This is a genomic window from Vibrio sp. SCSIO 43153, assembly GCF_023716625.1.
GTDB classification, from domain to species: domain Bacteria; phylum Pseudomonadota; class Gammaproteobacteria; order Enterobacterales; family Vibrionaceae; genus Vibrio; species Vibrio rotiferianus.
On the sequence record NZ_CP071856.1, the window covers coordinates 810,310 to 831,758 of the forward strand.

General features: G+C 45.1%; 19 protein-coding genes. 9 read left to right on the forward strand and 10 right to left on the reverse strand.

What is annotated here, in order from left to right:
- The first annotated feature begins 62 nt into the window (after nt 1-62).
- Complete coding sequence (locus tag J4N37_RS19855; protein ID WP_252043186.1) at nt 63-4,133, forward strand: hypothetical protein; 4,071 nt, start codon at nt 63-65, stop codon at nt 4,131-4,133.
- Between the two features lie 48 nt (nt 4,134-4,181).
- On the opposite strand, the gene J4N37_RS19860 is transcribed toward J4N37_RS19855, so the two are convergent.
- Entirely contained in the window at nt 4,182-4,556 is a 375-nt protein-coding gene (locus tag J4N37_RS19860) for a hypothetical protein (RefSeq protein WP_025611318.1), read from the reverse strand.
- A gap of 4 nt (nt 4,557-4,560) precedes the next feature.
- Nucleotides 4,561-4,869 (reverse strand): monooxygenase, encoded by a 309-nt coding sequence (locus tag J4N37_RS19865; protein WP_078610014.1) that lies wholly within the window; start codon nt 4,867-4,869, stop codon nt 4,561-4,563.
- A 109-nt stretch (nt 4,870-4,978) separates the two neighbouring features.
- On the opposite strand from J4N37_RS19865, the gene J4N37_RS19870 reads away from it, so the two are divergent.
- Together J4N37_RS19870 and J4N37_RS19875 are read left to right on the forward strand one after the other, a co-directional pair.
- The gene (locus tag J4N37_RS19870; RefSeq protein ID WP_252043187.1) at nt 4,979-5,872 is read left to right on the forward strand and encodes a LysR family transcriptional regulator; all 894 of its coding nucleotides are present in this window, start codon (nt 4,979-4,981) and stop codon (nt 5,870-5,872) included.
- A gap of 328 nt (nt 5,873-6,200) precedes the next feature.
- Complete coding sequence (locus J4N37_RS19875) at nt 6,201-7,469, forward strand: DUF1835 domain-containing protein (protein ID WP_252043188.1); 1,269 nt, start codon at nt 6,201-6,203, stop codon at nt 7,467-7,469.
- Between the two features lie 13 nt (nt 7,470-7,482).
- On the opposite strand, the gene J4N37_RS19880 is transcribed toward J4N37_RS19875, so the two are convergent.
- Nucleotides 7,483-8,079, reverse strand: a complete 597-nt coding sequence (locus J4N37_RS19880; RefSeq protein WP_010450658.1) for a TetR/AcrR family transcriptional regulator — start codon at nt 8,077-8,079, stop codon at nt 7,483-7,485.
- 282 nt (nt 8,080-8,361) lie between these two features.
- Between J4N37_RS19880 and J4N37_RS19885 the strand changes: the two genes are divergently transcribed.
- The 4 genes from J4N37_RS19885 to J4N37_RS19900 all read left to right on the forward strand — a co-directional run bounded on the left by J4N37_RS19885 (nt 8,362) and on the right by J4N37_RS19900 (nt 13,037).
- Nucleotides 8,362-9,201 carry a TonB-dependent receptor gene (locus J4N37_RS19885; RefSeq protein ID WP_045627190.1) on the forward strand — a complete coding sequence of 280 codons (840 nt, stop codon included), beginning with the start codon at nt 8,362-8,364 and terminating at the stop codon, nt 9,199-9,201.
- A gap of 12 nt (nt 9,202-9,213) precedes the next feature.
- Nucleotides 9,214-10,338: a BamA/TamA family outer membrane protein gene (locus J4N37_RS19890; RefSeq protein ID WP_252043189.1), complete on the forward strand. Its 1,125-nt coding sequence runs from the start codon at nt 9,214-9,216 to the stop codon at nt 10,336-10,338.
- 9 nt (nt 10,339-10,347) lie between these two features.
- Nucleotides 10,348-11,412 (forward strand): DUF4056 domain-containing protein, encoded by a 1,065-nt coding sequence (locus J4N37_RS19895; protein WP_252043190.1) that lies wholly within the window; start codon nt 10,348-10,350, stop codon nt 11,410-11,412.
- Between the two features lie 320 nt (nt 11,413-11,732).
- Nucleotides 11,733-13,037 (forward strand): dicarboxylate/amino acid:cation symporter, encoded by a 1,305-nt coding sequence (locus J4N37_RS19900; RefSeq protein ID WP_038883284.1) that lies wholly within the window; start codon nt 11,733-11,735, stop codon nt 13,035-13,037.
- Between the two features lie 106 nt (nt 13,038-13,143).
- On the opposite strand, the gene J4N37_RS19905 is transcribed toward J4N37_RS19900, so the two are convergent.
- The 5 genes from J4N37_RS19905 to J4N37_RS19925 all read right to left on the reverse strand — a co-directional run bounded on the left by J4N37_RS19905 (nt 13,144) and on the right by J4N37_RS19925 (nt 16,686).
- Nucleotides 13,144-13,587: a DUF6795 domain-containing protein gene (locus J4N37_RS19905; RefSeq protein WP_252043191.1), complete on the reverse strand. Its 444-nt coding sequence runs from the start codon at nt 13,585-13,587 to the stop codon at nt 13,144-13,146.
- Nucleotides 13,588-13,763: 176 nt separating this feature from the next.
- Nucleotides 13,764-14,138 (reverse strand): YkvA family protein, encoded by a 375-nt coding sequence (locus J4N37_RS19910; protein ID WP_252043192.1) that lies wholly within the window; start codon nt 14,136-14,138, stop codon nt 13,764-13,766.
- A gap of 206 nt (nt 14,139-14,344) precedes the next feature.
- Entirely contained in the window at nt 14,345-15,469 is a 1,125-nt protein-coding gene (locus tag J4N37_RS19915; RefSeq protein WP_252043193.1) for a M20 family metallopeptidase, read from the reverse strand.
- Nucleotides 15,470-15,478: 9 nt separating this feature from the next.
- Complete coding sequence (locus tag J4N37_RS19920) at nt 15,479-15,946, reverse strand: YjiG family protein (RefSeq protein WP_005374849.1); 468 nt, start codon at nt 15,944-15,946, stop codon at nt 15,479-15,481.
- On the reverse strand, nt 15,946-16,686 hold the full coding sequence (locus J4N37_RS19925) for a nucleoside recognition domain-containing protein (RefSeq protein WP_005437881.1): 741 nt from the start codon (nt 16,684-16,686) through the stop codon (nt 15,946-15,948). The genes J4N37_RS19920 and J4N37_RS19925 overlap by 1 nt, the downstream gene beginning before the upstream one ends.
- A gap of 422 nt (nt 16,687-17,108) precedes the next feature.
- Between J4N37_RS19925 and J4N37_RS19930 the strand changes: the two genes are divergently transcribed.
- Nucleotides 17,109-17,432: a hypothetical protein gene (locus tag J4N37_RS19930; protein WP_071234072.1), complete on the forward strand. Its 324-nt coding sequence runs from the start codon at nt 17,109-17,111 to the stop codon at nt 17,430-17,432.
- A 91-nt stretch (nt 17,433-17,523) separates the two neighbouring features.
- Nucleotides 17,524-18,240, forward strand: coding sequence for a DsbA family protein (locus tag J4N37_RS19935; protein ID WP_252043194.1), 717 nt, complete (start codon nt 17,524-17,526; stop codon nt 18,238-18,240).
- Between the two features lie 97 nt (nt 18,241-18,337).
- Here the strand turns inward: J4N37_RS19935 and J4N37_RS19940 are convergent, their stop codons facing one another.
- Both J4N37_RS19940 and mtgA read right to left on the reverse strand, forming a co-directional pair.
- The gene (locus tag J4N37_RS19940; RefSeq protein ID WP_252043196.1) at nt 18,338-20,398 is read right to left on the reverse strand and encodes an alpha-amylase; all 2,061 of its coding nucleotides are present in this window, start codon (nt 20,396-20,398) and stop codon (nt 18,338-18,340) included.
- A 194-nt stretch (nt 20,399-20,592) separates the two neighbouring features.
- Nucleotides 20,593-21,270 carry a monofunctional biosynthetic peptidoglycan transglycosylase gene (mtgA, locus tag J4N37_RS19945; protein ID WP_252043197.1) on the reverse strand — a complete coding sequence of 226 codons (678 nt, stop codon included), beginning with the start codon at nt 21,268-21,270 and terminating at the stop codon, nt 20,593-20,595.
- Nucleotides 21,271-21,449: the final 179 nt, after the last annotated feature.

Sequence of the window (21,449 nt, forward strand, 5' to 3'; positions counted from 1 at the left end):
GACATCGGCAACACACGTCTTTATCCTCAACTAAATATGTAATTAGTTGTAGTGCAAGTATTATGTCAGTTGCTTTAGATACCCAATCTCTGGTCGTGGAATACGACCCTCAATCTCTTGAATCTTTACGCCAAGCCCTAAAACATTATCGAGAAGCCCTCCTGCAAGAAAATGCCTTTGATAACTATCATTGTCATGTTCGCTTCCAAGTAAATAACGGGTGTGACGATCAAATTGGTTCATTGGTTGAAGATAAAATTGCTCAAGAAGTGTTTGCTTACGTTGGCTACTCGTACAAAAGCGATATTCAACCAACTCAGTTGTTAAACAGCACCTATTTAACCAGTGAAGGCGCGTTTTTTCTTCGAGCATGTCAACATCAAGCACTAGAGTCTGAATTAGAGGAAACGGCTAAATTGATTTGCCACCTCGCGAGACAATTTAATGACTCTAGTGAGATGTGGGTATCTGAAGAACAAGTATTTGGGCTGTTACCACTTTTGATTGTAGGGCTCACCTTCCCTCGCTTGGCTTTTTATCTTGGCGGTTACACCATCCCATATTGGGACAGTGAGCACGCTCCCCACGGTGAGTTTGCATTGGGGGTTCTGACAAACCATTTGGGTTATACCCACGATACACTGAAAGCATTTTGCTACTGTGATAACAGTGCTGCTCGAGGATACATGTTTGATGATTCTAAACATGAGAGTGCAAGCGACCTAACGACTCGTAGCCAGGTCACTGGATTACTTAAGATCTTCCGCGAAAAGCCACACGAGTTCGAAGTATTTCGATCTTTAATGAAGCAACGCTTTGCTGATCAAGACTACCTACAATATACAGATGACTCTCGCTACTATGTTGAACGCCCAGTAGACCGATTCATCTATTCCATCATGTCGCCCATTCATGGCATTGATATCGATGATCATGAAGTAGATTACCATGCGGTGATGATGAGCAACTTTATTGACTCATCAGCAGAACAAGCATCGGTGGCACTTACCAGTGAGATCGAAGCATATCTGGGTCGTCCAATTGTTCCACCCAAAGTCATCGAAAATGAAGACGACTACTACCGTGATCACTACTATTATCGAGGCACTGGTATTGCGCAATGGAAGTCATTCATTACCGAAGGTTTTAATGAAGGGAAAACCATTTGGCATTACATCGAGAGTGGGGAAGATGCACGAGTCCTAGATGTGATTGAACCGTGTAACATTCAAATCGCCGCGAGAAAAGGTAACTTCGATATCTCCGAGAAATTCGAATATTACCTCGGCCGCTATGACTCTTACCACGAAGAGATGATGACCATTGCCGGTGACATCCTACACGATTGGCACAATGAAGACTTGGATGATGCAGCAATAGCGGAAAACAATCAAAAGATCTTGCGCTTGTTTGACGTATTACATTGTTGGAACAACAAAGCGTCTTTTCATGCCAATGTGGCTCATGGGCTTGTTCATGACTTTGAGCTCATAAGTGATGAGGATTTCACCCAACGTTATAACGGTGATTGGAAAGCGCAATTTCTAAACTATGTCAAAGAATGTGGTGCATACCGAGACAATATTCGCCAGAAAGAGACCCAGCTTGCCCATGAGTTATTGAACAAACATCGTGAAGAGGCAACTGTTCTTCTCGAACAATTGGCTGACGCGTTTGATGAAGAGTTTAGTTTAGCCAGTCAACTGGCTTTCTGTGCTGGCATGCTTTACCACGATAAAAAGCACGGTATCAACGACAGGGCAACAGAAGCATTTGAGGATAAACTTGCCTCAAACCTAAAGTCAGAGCTTCTTCTCGCTTTGAGTGAAAACAGTCGATTCCATTGTATTGAGACTGCCGAGAAACGTTGGCGATACGTTCCTCTCACAGAGGAAGAGGAATCCCAAGCAAAACAAGATTGGAAAATCGTCGATGCATTTCTAAGCAATGAAAGCGATGATTTCGATGTCACGCTAAAATCTTTTAAAGACAATATCGAACAGCTCAGTGACAGCAGACAAATTAACAAAAATCAGCCTTACTATGAGTTTCTGCGTGACTTTGACGACAAAGCCCAAAAGCTATTAGTCGCTGCTCATGTTTGGGGCTCACTACAAAATACTCCTGAGCAAATCTATTGCCATCGCTTACTTTTACTCTGGTTGACATCAGCTCCGGCCAAAGTCACTCGCATGCTGTCTTATTTTTATTGCGATCGTTATGGAGAGTTAAGCGATCAATCACACTCATTTGTCGATGACTTAGAATACCATTCAGAGATCGATAAATTGACTGGGCGCTTGGAATTACTATTGTCTCAAATCGATCGCAGAGACGATGATGAAATCAGTTTGATGGACATGTATTTCGATCAGTTCGAAGCGCAGCAACAAACAGAACAAAACAAACAGTTCGTTCGATCAGCACTAAAAAAACTCCGCCCGGATACTGAGCTGCGCTTCTTCGAGCTGCTGGAGCAACGAAGACCAAATATCAAAACCAGTTACTACGATGAAGCGCTCTTAGACTCTATTCACTACACTGTAAGTGAACAAATGGGACGTCGTAACCCTAATGGTTACGCCATCACCAAAGAGCAATCCAAAACAGTAGAGTGGATCACTGCTCAGATCGCCCAAACGACATTGCTCAACTCAGAGCAATTACAAACGTTACTGGATACACTAACAACTAGCTTCATCAGTGATTTTGATACCAGTTACGGAATTCCTGGTATTGATGAACTGTATTGGAAAGCCTCACCACATATACAAGATAATCTGTTGAACCTACTTGCAATCAAACCAAGTCTTGGGTTGAAGCAGCTTGAGAATGAACGAGAGCTTTCTCTACCTGAATTATTTCAACAACTGTATGAACGTGATGCGCAACTGATCGTCTTACTCAAGTATGCAATTAAGCAGCATTGGGTCAGTGCGATGCCTTGGTTTATCAAGCAAACCGATCTAAAGCGCTATACAGACCAGTTGGAGATAAGCCAACTACTTAAGCTGATTGAGTTGGTCGCTAACCTCCCAGAGTTCACTACACTCATCAGTGAATATGCGCAGCACCCATCGTTGAAAGTCCAACAGCTTGTTGCCGATATACAAGCTGGAAAATATCGTCATGCTGCGCTTTCTCCTTTTGAGTTGCTCGATTGGGGCATTTACCATATTCCAGAAGATGATGACCCAAGCGAATTAATAAAACAAACCACCCTAGTTCGTGCGGAAGATCAACGTTGTTTTGGACTTCGTATCGGCTATTTCCCTGAAGATGACGACGACGAGGACGGTTATGAACCTGAAGTCGCCCTAACAGTTCGCATCGATCATCCATACAGAGCTTCAATTGGAGGTTACTCACATGAATATGAGTCTTCGATTCAGCTAAATCACTCCAACTGTTTGACTTGGAACCTAGGCGAAAAAAGTTCTAACTCAACCGGCGTCTATCGATATCGCATTTATCATCCAAATGGCGACTTGCTTGCGGACAAAGTGTTCCATGTCGTCGATGATAGCCCTAGGCAAATGGCGCTAGTGGAAGAAGCTCAACAAAAAGCACCATTTGAAAGCTCTCATATTGGTTCGATCTGCCTTAATCAGGGGCTTCTCGATTTTGTGGATGCGAAAACGAAGCCGTACGGAATGATCTTTGGTTGTAAGTTACCAGAAAAGCCCATGCCCGTTCACTGTCATACAAAAGACAACCAATTGGAAATCGCTGAAATACACGTCACTCCCGCCGAGCCGACACAGTGGTTCTATGCTTCAAACCCAACCTACGCTTTTATGGAACAGCGCGTGAAAAGCCGAGTGCTTCTCGTTGGCAGTACAAACACCATAACGGAGACTCAATCAAAAAAATCGCTATGGAAAAATGCGGTCAAACCGAGCTCCCCCGTAGCACTCATTCAACCAGATGAAACAAAAGCCAACAATGTTGCTGCAATTTATCTCGATAAGTGTGGAGCGAAGGTGTTTTATGGTTTTGATGAGAAAGACAACTTATGTCGTATCACGGTAACGAACGTTAAATATGGTTTGGCTCGGCGCTTCTTCATCCGTGTCATGAACCGTATTGCGAAAAAGATAATGAAAGATGGTGGCGAGTTTATGCCTCATTAAAAAAGCAAGCCCCGCGCGCATCGCGGGGCTTTCTTGATATGGTTTGTTCTACGATTGTTTCTTCCATTGAATAAAAGTGAGCGCACTCAGTAATAAGAAGAAAGCAGGGTCACTCCAACCAAAGCCAACAAACACACCTGTAATGCCAGCGTAAGCGGTGATCACCACGCCTAAGAGATTCGTGATCAACAGCGCTTTGAACAGTTGCTTGGCTGTAGTGCTAGGTTCCACATCACGTAGCATCAAACTGACCGCAGCAATTCCACCTAAAAAGATCGACGTATGCTGCGATAAAAACAGCGCGTATTGGTCGTTAATTTGTACGCCATACATCGGCCACATCATGGTTGGCACAAAAAATAGCGCAAAAGCGAATACCGTATATATGACACCATGAACGGTTAGAAAAGTGCGGTTAGTCATAATGTTACTCTCCGATTGGACCTTGGTTGATAGTGCTCAGTGGTGCGTTGATATCAAATATCTGCCCTCTTACTTCTTCTACACCCATCTGTTTCAACCGAGCAGTATGCATTTCAAGATAAGCTTGCGCCGTGGCTTCATCTTCAAAAAGATAGATGCCGCCACCAAGTTTGTCTTTCTCGCTTTCCGTCCAGATTTTCCAAATCATGCCTGGCTCCTGATTAATTGACTGAGCTAGGTCTACCAGTGCGTTCGACATCTCTTCACCAAATGGGCCATGAAATTCAAAATCAACTTGCAGTAATTTCGCCATCTTGAGTCTCCTCTTATTATTAACTCGCTTTCGATGGGAAGATTATTACCTTTATAAAACTGACAAAAAAGTTCATAATTTTGCCATTACCTGTCGAAAAAACTGACCAATGAGACTAAAAACAACCCTAGAGCAGTGGCAAACATTACAAGCGATTGAACAAGCTGGAAGTATTCAGTCAGCCGCAGTGAGGCTCAATAAAAGCCATACCACGCTGATCTATTCAGTGAAAAAGCTCGAGGATCAACTGGGCATCAAACTGATAGAAGTGAAAGGTCGAAAGGCTGGATTAACCGAGCACGGGAAGACCATGTTACGACGCGCGCAGTCTATGCTCGAACAAGCCCATGAACTGGAAATGATCAGTGAACAGCTAAGTAATGGCGTGGAATCGCAAATTACAGTGGCGATCGATCATTTGTGCGATCCAAGCTGGCTCTATGCACCACTCAGTGAATTTTTGGCACAAAACAGCACTACCTCCGTTCAAATCGTGGAAACTTCGCTAAGTAAAACCACCGATATGGTGGTCAATGAGTTAGCAGACATCGCCATTATCAATCTTCCGATCACCAACCACCCAGCCGAAGCATTTGGCACAACAACCATGGTGCCCGTTATTGCAGTGGAACACCCATTGGCAAAGAATGAGCACGTTTCATTGGCAGATTTTGCGACCACCAGCCAAATTGTGGTTCGAGATCTAGGTGAATCAGACAAAGCAAAACGAGACGTGGGCTGGTTGCGCGCACGTCAAAGAATCACGGTGGATAATTTCGACCACGCTTTTAGAGCGGTAGAGCAAGGCGTTGGCTTCTGCCGACTCCCTAAACATCTTGTAGAGTACCGCTGCAGTGCAGGCATTAAGGTATTAGACCTTGAACACTCCAACCAATATCAAGTCGCACTGCACCTCACGCTACCAAAAGGCGCGAAAAGCGGACCAGCCGCTCTTGCCCTCTATCAAACACTACTTGATAGTGCCAAAGTGCGAGTGGAATAGAGCAAAACAAAGCACACTCAACACCCGGCGAATCTTGAGTTTTCATCATCGATGCTCTCTCCGCTCCAACTTGCTCCTAGACTTAAGTTCTGGAACTGTTTTATGTGAAGTTAAGTGCAGTTTTGCTTCTTTATATTATTCAAAGTTGCGATACCTGTTTCGATTACATACCATGTAAAAAGCTCAAGCCTAAAGCACCCAACACTCGCGGAAAGAACTCGGTTCACGGCAACTCAACCTCCCTGCTCTTGTTAGCAGGAACAATCTGTTTTTACCTTCTTTTAAACTTCTAATAAGGCGAGTGTGGAAGAGATAAGAAAGGTGAAAAATGCAATCTCATAATAGCTTCTCTATTAACCTCAACCAGCAAAAGTCTCTGGCCAAAAAACGCTTAAAAGCGATCCGCCAAAATGATGAGCGTGCCTTACAGCAAGTTAAGCAGTTTCATACTCAGCCAGAAAAGCTTACGACAGAGTCCATTCAACTAGCGGATGTTCAACATGCCTTAGCAAGAGAACTCGGCTTATCTAGTTGGAGTAAGTTAAAGGCGCATATAGAAGAGTTGGAATTTCACAAGCTCGCCATCCATAACCGAGAACGGCCTCTAGATGCGGAACTAAAGACTCTGCACGTTCGATGTGGGCATGACATTCAGCAGCAATTGAAAACTTGTGGCTTTGAAGGTGAATTCTTGCCCATGATTGATCCTTTGTGCATCGGCCCCATTCCAAATGATGAAACGGCTTTTGTCGCAATCCGAGCACAATATGTCGTTGATACGTTGTTACCCGTAATGGGGCGTGAAGGCTCGGTGCAAGACATCGCCCTATCTGAGCAGAACAATATCAATACTCTGCTTGATGAGCAGTTTGAGCGAATTGTGTTTTGGGTAGAACATGATACCTATGATCAGTTCATGTTACTTCGAGGGTTAACACTTTTAGAAGAAACCGAAGGAAAAGTCATCGAGATCATCGAGTTCAATCAGTTTCCGGGAACCGAGCGTTTTATTGGCTTTGGGCAACTCCCTGCAGAGGCGGTTCGCTCATGCTGGCAGCATCGAAAGCCCGTCACATCAAAGCTTAGAAGCCAAACTAAGCGTTGTTGGCAGACTTTGACATCACCCGCTCCTCAATCCCTTATCGAACTGCTTTCGCAGCATGAGTTAGATTGTTTGCCAAATATTAAAGCCGCGATGAAACGACACCTTCAAGAGTTACCTCACTCGGAGTCAGGGTTGAGCTTCACCCAACAATTGGCGCTAGAAGCATTGGCCGAACACAGCACACCAATCACCGTTAAAGATTGGTTTCAGGAATACCAAGAAAAAGAGCCTCTTCCGACGTTGGGTGATGTGATGTTTTATGCATTACTCCTCCCGCTGACACGCAGCGACAAGCCGCTATTTAGCATCGACTCATTGCAAAAGAATTGGTGGGAGCAACAAGTCTGTATTACTGAGCACGCTCAAGCATGTCTGGAGGGAAGCCAACCCATAACTCAAAACTACTGGGTCGGAGGCATGCAAGTCCGAGAATCAAACCTATGGGTTTGGGATCACAATCAGCTATCCAGTTTGAGCCATAAAGAGTGGTAACAGAACGCTCTATTTAACAACGATACCCATCTAGGAACAGCGTAAGTATATCTTCAATCGATTTCTTGCGCTGTTCAAGGTTTGGCACCTTGTGGTTAGCAATCAACTGAGGCCATAAAAAGTTACCTTTCAATAGACACATCAACATATTACTCATCATAGCCGGATTTAGGTTTTTGATTTTCTGATCGTCAATTGCCTCAGAAAACCACTTCTCTAATTGTTCATCCTGGCTTTGAAGTTGATGCAGATAGTTTTCCACAAGTTCTGGTGTGCGCATAAACTCGCTAATAACCATCTTAGCTAACGGCAAACCAAAATCCTCATACATCGAATCGAGCTTAGCGAGTAAATAAGTGCGAAGTTGAGCCTCTATACTCTCTTCTGGTGAATACTGAAATTGTAGACGTGCCCTTTGAATTTCCATCACAGCTTGAATGGACTCAATAAACAACACATCTTTGCTTTCAAAATGGCGATATAGAGTTCGTTTGGAAGTGCCGGCTCGCTCGCAGACTCTGTCCATATTGGCACCTGAAAAGCCATGCTCGATAAATTCTTGTTGTGCGGCTTCAATCAGCGCAATCCGTTTTTTTTCTGAAAGCTTCATCGTTCTAAATTCACCAACCTCATGTAAGTGGCTGCAGAGTATAGCGCACAACAATATAAAGTACACTTTAAAGTTTACTTTTATAATTTTAGGAGTAAGATGCGCTCGCCGAAGTTAAGAAGCTGCTCTAAATCCCTTAAAAAACAGCGGTCCTTATCTCTCGCTAAAGTGCTTTTTCTCCATGATAAAGCTGTGATTTACCCGTGACGCTCATTAGATATTCATATCCCGTTCAAAACGGCTCTGGCTATATAATGATCGCCATGCTTAATGAAGTGACTTATGAAATTACCTTCTTTGCTTGTTGCTGCTTCTTGCCTCGTTACCGGAGTCGCGAATGCGGATTCAATTTCTCTGCCGATATGGAAAGAGAAAGCAGAAGCACTTGGCTACGAGTTACCAAAACCTTTTGGTTTAAACCTCAGCTATATGAGTATGGAACAAGGCATCAATGTCGACTCTATCGCACTAAAAGGTTTAGGCGGGATTGAAAAGTTAGTCGATATGCAAGCAGAACCAGGTAAGCAAGCCACTGACGTTATGACATTACGCGCCGATGTCTGGCTGTTCCCTTTCCTAAACGTTTATGGCTTGATCGGTACGCTTGATGGCTACTCAGAAACCGATGTAAACGTAAAGGTTAAGTTGCCGTTTGTGAAACCACAACGTATTGAAAATTTCCGCCTAGATCTCGATGGCTACACTAAAGGCCTTGGTTTTGTGCTTGCTGGCGGTTATGACCAATGGTTCGCATTGGTCGATGCAAGTTACACTCAAACCAATTTAACCGTTATTGATGGTTCAATTGATGCAGTTGTAGTTTCTCCTCGTATCGGTTACGACTTCCATCAAAATGGCGTACCGATTCGTTTTTGGGTTGGCGCTATGTATCAAGATGTTGAGCAAGAACTCTCTGGCTCACTCAAAGACCTTGGCTTACCGCCATCTTTAAGCGGATTAATGTCATCAGATGCCCGTTTTGAAGTAAAGCAGCGCTTAGAGTCTGAATGGAACACCATCGCTGGCATGCAATACCAAATCAATGAAGATTGGTACCTTTTGGGCGAAGCCGGTTTTGGTGATCGTCAAAGCATCTTCTTCTCTTTAGACCGTCGTTTCTAAGGTAGCGAGAAGATGAAAGCCTCTTATACCCTTGCGCTGACAGCGCTGCTTAGTTCGTCATACGCTTTTGCTATGGAAAAAGACGAAAGTAGCTTAATGGATGACATCCTGACCAAGCTTGGTTCAAGTGAAACCGTGGATGAATCTAAATTAATCGACTGGGGCGTATTACCTGGTCCTTTTGTTAACCCAGAACAAGGGTTTGGTATTGGCGTTGCCGCAGTAGGTTTGTACACGCCTTACGACTGGCAAAAAGGCGATCCTTACTCGACCGTCACCGTTACTTCTTATGGTTCAACCTCGGGTTCTTACGGCTTGGGGTTAAACAATCGCACCTATTTAAAAAATGACAAAGTCCGTCTTTTAGGTGAGGCATGGATAAGCCATACCCCCGGTTACTATTGGGGTATTGGCAGCCAAGCCGCTGAAAACGAGAACAACAAAGTGCAGTATGAAGGGCAACGTTTACAGTTGAGCCCAAAAATCGCCGTTGAAGTCGCGCCAAATACTTACGCCAAACTTGGCTGGCAATGGCAGTCATTCAGTAAGGTCGACGGTGTCGATGGCGATATTCTCCCTTCAGAAGTTGCCGATGCCACTAGCAGTGGCGTCTTAGTTGGAATGGAATACGACACTCGTGATTTCGAACCGAACCCAATGCGGGGGCAGTTTCTCGATGTTGAATGGATTGCTAACCGAGATTCACTCGGCAGTGATGAAGACTACGACAACCTCGTTGCTAACTATCGTGTTTACCAACAATGGTCTGACACGACGATTATTGCAATGGAGGTATATTCACAATCGATTTTCGGTGACGCACCTTGGTTTGATTACGCCCAGCTAGGTGATGACCAGCGTATGCGTGGCTACTACCAAGGGCAATATCGCGATAAGCACCAGCTTTCTACACAAGTAGAAATTCGCCATACCATTGCAGGTCGCCATGGTGTGGTTGGGTGGCTAGGTGCTGGTAATATCGCACCAACTTATCACGAGCTCTTTGAAAATAGCTGGCTACCGACTGTCGGGGTTGGTTATAGATTTGCCTTTAAGGCACGTATTAACGTGCGCGTCGATTTGGGTGTGGGCAAAGACAGCACCGGTTTTTATTTCCAGATTAATGAAGCATTCTAGGAGTATGGTTTGAAGAAAGCAGCACTATTACTACTAAGCCTTTGTAGTGGATTCGTTCACGCGCAACAACTAAAAGCACCGGTCGGCGTTAGACCGTGTTGTGCATTTGGTGTCGATCTCAAAGCGCAATTAGGAAGCGTGCCTGTTCCTTTCTTTTCTCTTGAGAATGTCTTATCCAGCAACGAAGTGGGTACTCACCACTATAACGACGGCAGCGAGTCAGTCTCTGGCAGCTTGCTAGGGCTGAATGAAGAAGCCAACGGCATTATCTTTACCGAACTAGGCGGCTTTATTGATACTGCCCACGTCCGTGATACCGCAGACTACACCTATTATTTGTTCACTCTCAACCAACATTATTTAGGTCGCGCTGCGCACCTAGATTTACCAGAAGAGCTACGTGTTCGTCGTATTCGTTGGTATGAACAAAAAGAGCAACTGAGTGAAGAAGAAAAGCTAGATCGCAGTGCTCAAGCAGCAGCGTTAACGGCATTTCGCCTAGCTCAATGGCATGAAATTGCTCAGTGGTTCGGTATGGTATCCGTCAGTGGCTTTAAAGAACTGGCATCAGCATTCTCATCGGAAGATCTCTATTCCAACATGCTTGGGGCAAAGTTAGCCAAGCAAGTACTCCTGAACAACCCCGAACTCGATCAAGCAGGCTTTTCGAAAGCAATGGACAGCGCTTTTAAACAAGCATTAAAGGACTTAAAAGCTCAGTCGAAAGCCGTCACTAAAGAGAAAATTCAACAACTCGATGGGGATTGGTGGGACAGCTCAAGACGCCTACCGGATAAGTGGGTGGTTCGCTTCCGTGATTACCATATGGCGCTGAAATTAACGCCGAACTATTCTGGCGCGAACCATGAGCTTTCACTATCGGCGGCCTTTGCGGATAAGCAGCCGATCGACAAATGGATGAGCGTTGAGTTTAGAGCAAGCGACGATGAAAAAGTGTTCTCCGCACTGCCTAAATCATTATCATCAAAACCCATTTGGACGCCCGCTGATTATCAACAGATTTCAGATTTTGCTCGCACTATCGATAACCAAACCCGCCCGCCATTGAACTGAGGTCGAAAACAACGAGTGAATAAAACATGCCTAGTTATTCACTAGGCAGTGTATTACCCCATTCTATGCAAGTCGTTTTCTACCACTCAAGAATGTAAGAAATCATTTCTATCGGTTGTATATTCGATAAAAATGTTAATTTACAAACTTTTCAACCATGAATTTCGTTACCATTCGGTTAAAAGTCTATTTTTTATAGTGATATAGTTCACATCTATTAACCATTCAGACGATTATTCTTTCGTGTTTCCACACTCCGCTGCTAATCTGCACGCCGCCTTGAAGTGAACTTAAGGTGCATAACTATAAGGAGTGTTCTCATGAATACCAAGAAGCCGATGTCGCTTACCAGCCGAGTAATCTTAGGTATGGTAGCGGGTATCTTGACAGGATTTGCAATTCGCACACTTTTTGCCGACAACGGATTTGTCGACGCATACATTGTTAATGGATTATTCGAAGTTGGTGGACAGATCTTCGTTGCCAGCTTAAAAATGCTTGTCGTACCGCTAGTGTTTGTTTCATTAGTTTGTGGTACTAGCTCTCTAAAAGACCTATCGACATTAGGTCGCATGGGTGGCAAAACCCTAGCTTTCTACGTAGCAACTACTGCTATCGCAATCACACTTGCTCTAACCATGGGTACCCTATTCCAGCCTGGCGCTGGTGCAGACCTAACCGCAGCAAGTTCATTCAAATCAGCAGAAGCGCCATCTTTGGGTCAGGTGATCATTGATATGTTCCCGACTAACCCAATCAGCGCAATGGCAGAAGGTAAAACTCTGCAAGTTATCGTATTTGCCGTCCTATTCGGTATCGCGATCAGTGCAGCAGGTAAGCCTGGCGAACGTATCGCAGCATTCTTCTCTGATCTGAATGAAGTGATCATGAAGCTAGTTGCGATTCTGATGAACCTAGCGCCTTATGGTGTCTTCTTCCTAATGGCGAAGCTGTTTACCGGTCTTGGTCTTGGTGCAATCTTGAACCTTGCTGAGTACTTCGTAGTACTAGCTGGTACGCTATTGCTGCACGGCCTTGTGACTTACAGCTTGATGCTAAAAGGCTTTACTGGCCTAAACCCAATTACGTTCCTACGTAAGATGGAAGACGCAATCATGTTTGCTTTCTCTACAGCATCATCGAACGCAACCATTCCAGTAACAATGGAAACGGCGAAGCACCGTATGGGTGTTGAGAACCGCGTATCATCGTTCACAGTACCGCTAGGTGCAACCGTGAACATGGACGGCACGGCGATCATGCAAGGTGTGGCGACAGCGTTCATCGCGCAGGCATTCAACATCGACCTAACTATGGGTGACTACCTAATGGTTATCATGACGGCAACATTGGCGTCTATCGGTACCGCAGGTGTTCCTGGTGTAGGTCTAGTTATGCTTGCAATGGTATTGAACCAAGTAGGCCTGCCGCTAGAAGGCATCGCACTTATCATGGGTGTTGACCGTCTACTTGATATGATTCGTACCGCAGTTAACATCACCGGTGACAGCGCAGTGACTATCATTGTTGCTAAATCGGAAGGCGCATTGGATGAAGCTCGTTTCAATGATCCAATGGCCGGCGTAGCCGAAGAAGAAGTGCATCTGAAACGTGCTGACGCCTAAATCGTTCTACGATTAAACTATCCTGTCTAAATGAAAGCCCCGATGGAAACATCGGGGCTTTTGTTTTATCTGTCGAAGCTCAACGAAATGATAAATAAGTTCATTTTTATTCTTCGTATATTCCAGAGTCTACATAACCAGTTAACTTGCACTGACTATATACATAAGTATCATCTTCACCATTTCCAGAATAAGAAAAAGCGAAGTAGTAAACTTCATTGGTTACTTCGCAATTCAAATCTCCCATATTTTCTCTAGCAAACTCATAAGTCTCATAACCATCAATTGAAGATTCCCATATCGTCACCTCTTCTCCATTTGCTAGATGAGTTTTCAGGAAAACGAGCACGTATTTCTGATTTAGGCTCAATGTGCCTTGAGGCTTACGCTCTTCAAATGCAGGGAAAGCAAACGCTCCGCTGGCATCAGTAAGAGTTTGAAACTCATGTATGGTTCCACGCACACCAACTCGAAGGACCACTAATTGAGATGACAACGGTTTTCCGTTCAAAGTTAACATACCCCGGATATCTGGCGCATACCTGTACATGGACGGCTTCTCTTAGCTAAAAACTTGAATCCGAAAGTACACTTTCCAATAGACCAAATCTACCACGGTAAACCGTATTACGACGAGCTCGTGTACTTCGAGTAAATGTTAAAAATAACAATTTCTTATTTGAACTAAACCAAACATTGAACATGTTTGATGGCCAGTTTCCTCACCTACTTCACCATCGAACTCAGCTTTTCTCTCGCTTGTTCTTCATGCTCGTCGGTGATGGCATTGCCGACCGAGTTCGCCGCTAGGGTAAGTGCTGCCATGTCATCGGTAAAGCCGACGCCTGCTAGTACGTCTGGCACCATATCAGTGGGGAGAACAAAGTAAGCTAACGCGCCACCAAGGAGCGCTTTGTGGCGAACAGAGGTATTGGAATCTGCCATCGCAAGCCATGATTTGATGCCCATAACCGCAATCTCTTCGCCTGCTTTCTTGACGGAGTTTTTCATTTTACGCCAGAAGGTTTTCTCATCTGGTGCTTGCATCGTTTGGTCTAAGACGTCATCGGACGCCGAATTTACAGACATGCTTGTGGTCATCGTGCCTCCTAAATTTATGACTGTGTCATAGATATTAAGACGATGAACCTGAACGTAGGATTAATAGCGAGTAATGATAATGAAGAAAGGAAGCCAATTGGCTAGATAAAAAAATCCCCAAACCGAAGTCCGGGGATTATTGCTTTGGAAACAAAAAGTTTTGGAAACCAAAAGGTTTTGAAACCAGGTTTTGGAAGCAGAATGCCTTATAGAGCAATCTTCTCCAGTACACGCATCAACATTTTGATACGTGGTTCGATAGACTCAAGCAACAAGTACTCTTGATCACTGTGGAAGCCTGCACCGATAGGTCCTAGACCGTCCAAAGTTGGAACGCCAAGAATTGCCGTGTTATTTGCATCAGACCCGCCACCCACTTCTTTCCAGTTGATGTCGATAGCCAGTTCACTTGCGGCTTCTTCAACTAATGCCATCAGGCTTTCCGTTTGCGCACTTGGCACCATAGAAGGTTTGTAAGCTTCACGAACCAATTCGATACTCACACCATCAACGAATGGTGTTTCCAGCATGCCGTTTAGCTTGCTGTCGACATCATCGTATTCTTCATTACTCCAGAAGCGCACATCCACGATCGCTTCAGCGTGCTCAGGGACGATGTTCGCACCGTTACCGCCAGAAACAATACCGACGTTCAACGTGGTACCAGATTCAAAGTTGGTCATTGCATTGACAGCCAGAATCCAGTTCGCCATCTCTGTGATTGCGCTGCGACCATTCTCTGGTTCGTTACCTGCGTGAGCAGCAACGCCGTTGAAGGTCATTTTGTAGCGAGCCATACCTTTCCGCGCTTTGACTAAACCACCATCTGCACGTGCGGCTTCTGCAACCAGTACATTCTTAGCGTTTTTCGCAACTGATTGAATCCAATCCACAGAGTCCAGAGAGCCCGTCTCTTCATCTGGGTTCATGCAGATAGCGATAGACAACTTATCCAACACCGCTTGGTCTAGACTGCGCATCGCGTATACGATGTTCAGCAAACCAGATTTCATGTCCGAGACGCCCGGACCGTAGGCTTTCTCTGCATCTTGAGACATTGGACGAAGCTCAGCGGTACCCACAGGGAACACGGTATCCATGTGACCAATCAGCATCACATCAATGTGAGCAGCTTCCGGCTTATTTCGAACTTCAAGACCAACACCCGCTCTGCCACAGTCGATGCGTTTTACGCTCCAACCTGACATCGCTTGGTATTTCTCTTCAAATTGAGAAGCGATAAACTCGATACCATCAGTGGTGTAAGTGCCACAATCCACATTGATTAGCGGACGTAGCTCTTCTAGATATTCATTTAGAGAGAATTGCATGACTCACTCCTAGACAAACAGATTCATCACCAGCATTGCGCCAAACGCGTTCAATACTGAGATTGCAATCATAACTGGGATGTAACGACCTTCAGTACCGATAGGCCCCATGATACGACCCATGTACTGAACTTGAGAGCCCATTAAGTAGATAGCAGGCGCAAGAATCGCAATATGCGTGCCGTTCAGGATGCCTTGGTCAAACAGCGTGATCACTACGCCAACCGCACCGCCCATCGACATCCACGCACCGATCAATACCGCTGCCGCTTCACCCGGAAGACCAAACACCGCCATAATTGGAGAGAACACCGTACCCATCAGATCCAGCGCGCCAGTGATTTGCAGTGCTTTGATGATAACGAACGCCATCAATACGTTAGGAACCGTAGAGGTAGTCGCAATCACCCAACCTTTCTTAGCACCTTCGACGAAGATATCCGTCACCATTGGTTTTTTCGCTTTAACGTCACCCATTATGCCGTCTCCTCTTTTAGGTTCTCTGATTTGTTTTGGTCTTGCTTGTCTTCTTTACCTTCCGTCATGTTTAGGTAGATACGGAATAGGTTCGCGCCAATGATCTTAAACGCGAACATCACCACAACCGCCAAACCAATAGAAGAAGTTACTGCTAGAGAGCCGTCAGCCATCGTCAACGTGAACAATACCGCACCCGATGAGAAGAAGTTCACGATGGTTGCACCCGCAGTGAACTGGAACATGGTAAATACGTCTGTTTCACGCTTAGTTAGGTGGCCTTCATCTTTTAGCTGACGCGTCATCGCTGCACCTGCATCGGTACTTTGTAGAGAAGCAATCAGAGCCAAACCTGAGTTACCAGGGATGCCCATTAGAGGACGTAGAAGTGGAGTAAGAAGCTTACGAGCTGCTTCAAGTGCACCGTAGTGTTCAAGTACGTTGATCATACCTAATGCGAACATAACGGTTGGGATCAAAGTAAGCGCAAAAATGAAACCGTCACGAGCACCGCTACCGCCAGTACCGCGGAAAGAAGTGGTCGCAGCTTGTACCGCGCCATCCGCACCTTCCGTTACGCCGTAGGCCACTTTACCAAAAGAGCCATTAAGCGTTGTAAAGTCGAATACACCGTACCATTCGTTGGATTGCATCAGACCAGAAAAGAACACAACCGCAAACGCGAGTGCAATGTAACACCCAATCGTCACCTTGCGTTCAGCATGAACAGGGCTTGTCATAAATTCACCTATGTATGTGGAACAGAACACATAGATAATCCCTTGAACGACGTGCTAGAGAGATGATCAAAATCAATCCATTTACCGAACAGCCATGCAGCTTAATTATGAAGTTTTATTTTATGATTTTAATCACATTTAAAAGATAATAAATATTTATGACCAAGATAAGGTATATTTATCTGAAAACTTACCCATCCAATCCATTAACAAAGCAAGCTAAAGTTTGGAACAAGTTTGTGATTAGCCACATTCTCGACGTGCTTCATGGTTTGTTGCTTATTTGAGATTTCTTGACCAAAAACTAACAAATTTTCTGTGCAATTTAATTTAGGGTGGTTCGGTCATAATTATGAGAATTATTCAGGGTTTGCCTTTTGCTTCGATCACAATCCAACATCGCTCGATGGACACTCGCCCTTGTGGCTTGGGTTATCGTGATCTGTCTAAGTAAAAATGCGGGCCTCTATCAATCTTGCCCTCTCATTAGCGATCAAGTCGCGCCTGAGCACGCCACTGCGCAGCAAGAAAAGAGCACAAAAGGACTAAATAAGCAGTGTGAACTGTCTGAAAAGCTGATTCAGGTGTCACAAAACCATCTCGACAGCTTTATTGTGCCCTTATTTCTATTTGCGTTTGTCTTGCTTTCCATCAGTGGCGGTGAACGTAACGCTTTCCGTCATCATACCGAGCCGATACCCGAAAAAGTTCGGGTGCACCTCAAACTGTGTGTGTTTAGAGAATAAAACTCGATGGCTAGGATCTATTGACCTTAAATCGTTTATTTTTAATCACTTCGCGGCAAAACCGCAAAGAAAAAGAGTTTTAGGAAAAATCATGAAATTCACTCGCACACTATTAACTGTGGCTATCGCACTCACTCCACTGTTTTCACACGCAGCAGAAAAGACATCGCAAGAGAAGCTCGACGAGATCAATCAACTGCTTAAAGAGAATCCACAGCTCCTAGATGCGCTGCATCAGAACTTGCAAGACTACGTCGCTTACCAAAAGACGTTTAGCACGACGCTGGATGAAGTGCGCACTTACTTAAACGATGGCAAGCACTCGTCATTCGGATCAGAGAATCCAGAACTGACCATCATCAACGTGACCGATTACAGCTGTCCTTTCTGTAAGCGTCTTGAAGGTGAGTTAGTTAAAGTCGAGAAAGAATACCCGCAGGTAAAAGTGCTGAACATGACGGTATCGTTCAAAGAACAGTACGAAAAGAACGGTTACAACTCGGCAAGTTACGCATTAAATGTTTGGCAGAACCAACATGACAAGTACAAAGAAGTACACGACTTGTTGGTGAAGAAGCCGGGGCCACATGATGCAAGTTCACTACAAAAAATCGCTAAGAAAACAGGCACCGAAGCACAGCTTGTTGACGACAAAGAGACCAAAGCGTTGTTGGATAAAAACTACGAGTACTTCACTCGCTTAGGTCTACGAGGCACACCAGCTATCATTATCAATGACCAAGTCATTCCGGGTTATGTGCCTTTCGAAGAGCTTGAGAAAGTTATCGACCAAGAGCTAATGAAATAACTATTGAAATAGATAAGTAACAATCAAAAACAACAAAGCCCTTCCTTGAGTGTTCAAGGAAGGGCTTTTTCTATCTAGGCTTAGAACGCAGTTCTAACTACTTATCGCGCCCTACAAACGCCACAACGACTTTGTCATTGCCAAGCGAACGAGAGAACACGTACGCGCCTTCTTGTTCAATCACGTGATGCTCACCCGCACCAATCGCTGGGTGCGCTTTACGGAACTGACCAAGTGTCTGCCAATGCTTGAGTAACGCTTGTTTCTCATCCGATAGTTTCCAAACCATGTCAGAACGAGTACCTTGGTGAAAATCATCCGCGTAAGGACCAATGTTGCGACCCACTTCGTCACCGTAGTAAACCTGAACAGCACCAGGGCTTAGAAGCAGTGCATTCGCGGCGTTACGCTGCATGCCGTAATCTTTGAAGCGAGAGAAGAACAGCTCGGTATCGTGAGAAGACATGTAGCTCACTGGGTTGAAGTCTTTCTCATTCGCGATGGTATCCGCGTAACTTTGGTAGGTGTCTGCCATTTGGCTGAAACACGCCGCGCCTTTATCTAATTTCTTCTGCATGTCGAAGTTAATCAACGCATCAAAGCCATCGTCAAAATATGGGCTGCGATATGCTGTATGTCCCCATACTTCGCCCATCATCCAGAATGGCTGACCTGATTTGCCGTTCTCTTTACGCCACTGCTCAAGGCTGCTCGAAGCTTCTTCTTTCAAGCGTTTCCACACATCACCTTCTACGTGCTTCACCGTATCGACACGGTAGCCATCAATGCCAAAGCGTTTCACCCAGTCAGTTTGCCACTCAATCAAATAATCCGAGACGGTGTAATTGTCACGCGCTTCTACACGTGTGCCCGGATTATCTAATAGCCATTGCGCTGGCTTCACGGCTTTGTCTGATTCAGTGATAAAGTCAGGTAAACCCGCCAATGACATGGTGATATCGCTGCTGCCCGGTGCAGGGTAGCCCGGTAAACCCGTTCTTACCCAGTCGCCGCCCCACCATTTCGCCCAGTTTGGACTCTGGTAATCAATATTCTGGTGGTAGCTATGCCAATTTTCACCCGCTTTTGGTTGCCAATCACCCCACTTCTTAGGTAGGTCAGCGTTTGGTTTTAACACCTCAATACCGTCAAATTGCAAATCGGCTAACGTTGAGTAGCCAGTGTGGTTGATTACTGCGTCCATCAAGACTTTGAGGCCACGTTTATGCGCCTCTTCCACCAGCACTTTAAGGTCATCTTCGTTACCAAAGTTCTCATCAATCTTGGTGAAATCACGCGTCCAGTAACCGTGATAAGCGTAGAATGGGAATGAACCGCTATCGCCACCACCAACAAAGCCATGCACTTGCTCGACGATTGGCGATAGCCAAATAGCATCGGTACCTAGACTCTTGATGTAATCCAGTTTCTCGATCACACCTTTTAGATCACCACCGTGGAAAGTGCCGATTTCCTCTTTGCCGTCTTTCTTGCGTCCATAGCTGTTGTCATTGCTCGTATCGGCGTTGTTAAAACGGTCGACCATCACGAAGTAAATGTTGGCATTACGGTAGTCGAACGGCACTGCTTCTTTGGTTTTCTTCACTGGCTCTAGTAGCACCAAACCGCCAGAACCTTTACTTGGCGTCAGCGATACTTGTTGATCTTTCACTTCCACCATCTGACCCGAATAGGCATCACGTAACTTCGTACCGTCAGGGAAGCTATTGCCCAGAGCGATCGTGACTTCCCCACCTTGGTACACTTCACATTGCACTTGTGGAATTGGACGTTTGAATTCAGTCTTTGCGGCTTTCTTGGGTTCACGCTTAAAACGCAGTGTTTTCGCTTCTGCATCAAAAGCGAAAGAGTAATCACCCGTAAAGCGGATTTTTAATGGCAGTTCCGTAGGCTTACCGCAGTTCAACGCGATAGGCTTGTTGAATTTGACCTTCTGACCGTCAGGCGCGACACAGTCGCCTTCAACACCCGTGATTTTGAGCGTGTAGCCGTCTTTGGTTAAGGGCACAACCAAAGGCTGCTCTGCACTTAAAGGAAAGTCACGGCTGTTGGTCGTGGTAGAAATGGTGATGTTTGGCTCGGCGATGGCACTTGCCGATGCAAGCAATAAGGTAGTCGTAATCAGATTCAGTTTCATCGTTCAGTCCATTGGTTGCGCATAGGCGCAGTATTCGTGTTGTAGTTTTATTCACACTAATAGTAAATGGATGAAAAACTGAGCACATCATTCTGAAAGGCTACGCCCTAAAGCTTGTGACGCTTCACATTTTGCTTTTATCGGGGCGTAGTTCTATTTATCCGAGTTTTGCCAAGACATTAAGCCCCAAATATCTACAGCTGCACATTGCCCAGATTGCGCATTTGGGTCAGGGCCCAATTGGTGCGGTGTTGGGTGTAGTTAGTATGCGGGTACACTTTAATCTTGTAAGGATTAGGCAGGACCACTGCCAATCTTGCGGCTTGCCATTGGGTTAGTTGGCTAGCCCGAATGCCGTAATAGTTTTGTGCTGCCGCTTCGATACCGTAAATACCGGGACCAAACTCCACCACATTTAAATACACTTCGAGAATGCGCTCTTTACTCCACATCGCTTCCATCAACAAAGCAAAGTAAAGCTCGTACGCCTTGCGCACATAAGAGTGAGAAGGGAATAGAAATACGTTCTTCGCTGTTTGTTGAGTAATTGTGCTAGCACCACGAGAAGGTCCATTCTCACCGGCTTGTGAAATAACTTTGAACAACGAATCAAAGTCCACCCCATAATGATGAGGAAACTTCTGATCTTCCGTTGCCATGACTGCCAGTTGGATGTTTTTTGAAATCTCAGACAGTGGCACCCACTCTTGTTGGCTACTTTCTGGGTACCCTTCTGGTGGCGAGATCATGCGGCTGACCTTCCATCCCCACACTGGTGGATTCACGTATTTGACGAAGCCCACCAGCAAAACGGGAGTCAGTAACAAAACCAATGAAATTTTGAATAGAAACAACTTCAGTCTTTTCAGCATGCTTTATTTGCCTAACCAGAGTAAGGGGTACGCCACTGATGAATCTCTATTTGTGGCTGTTTAATTAAATGGGAGCGAAGATTGCCTGATTCAAGGTAGAACAACAAGTTTGCAAGGTCAAAAATTGGTTAAAAAAAGCCCGATTTACAATGTAAACCGGGCTTACTGTTTGATTAATG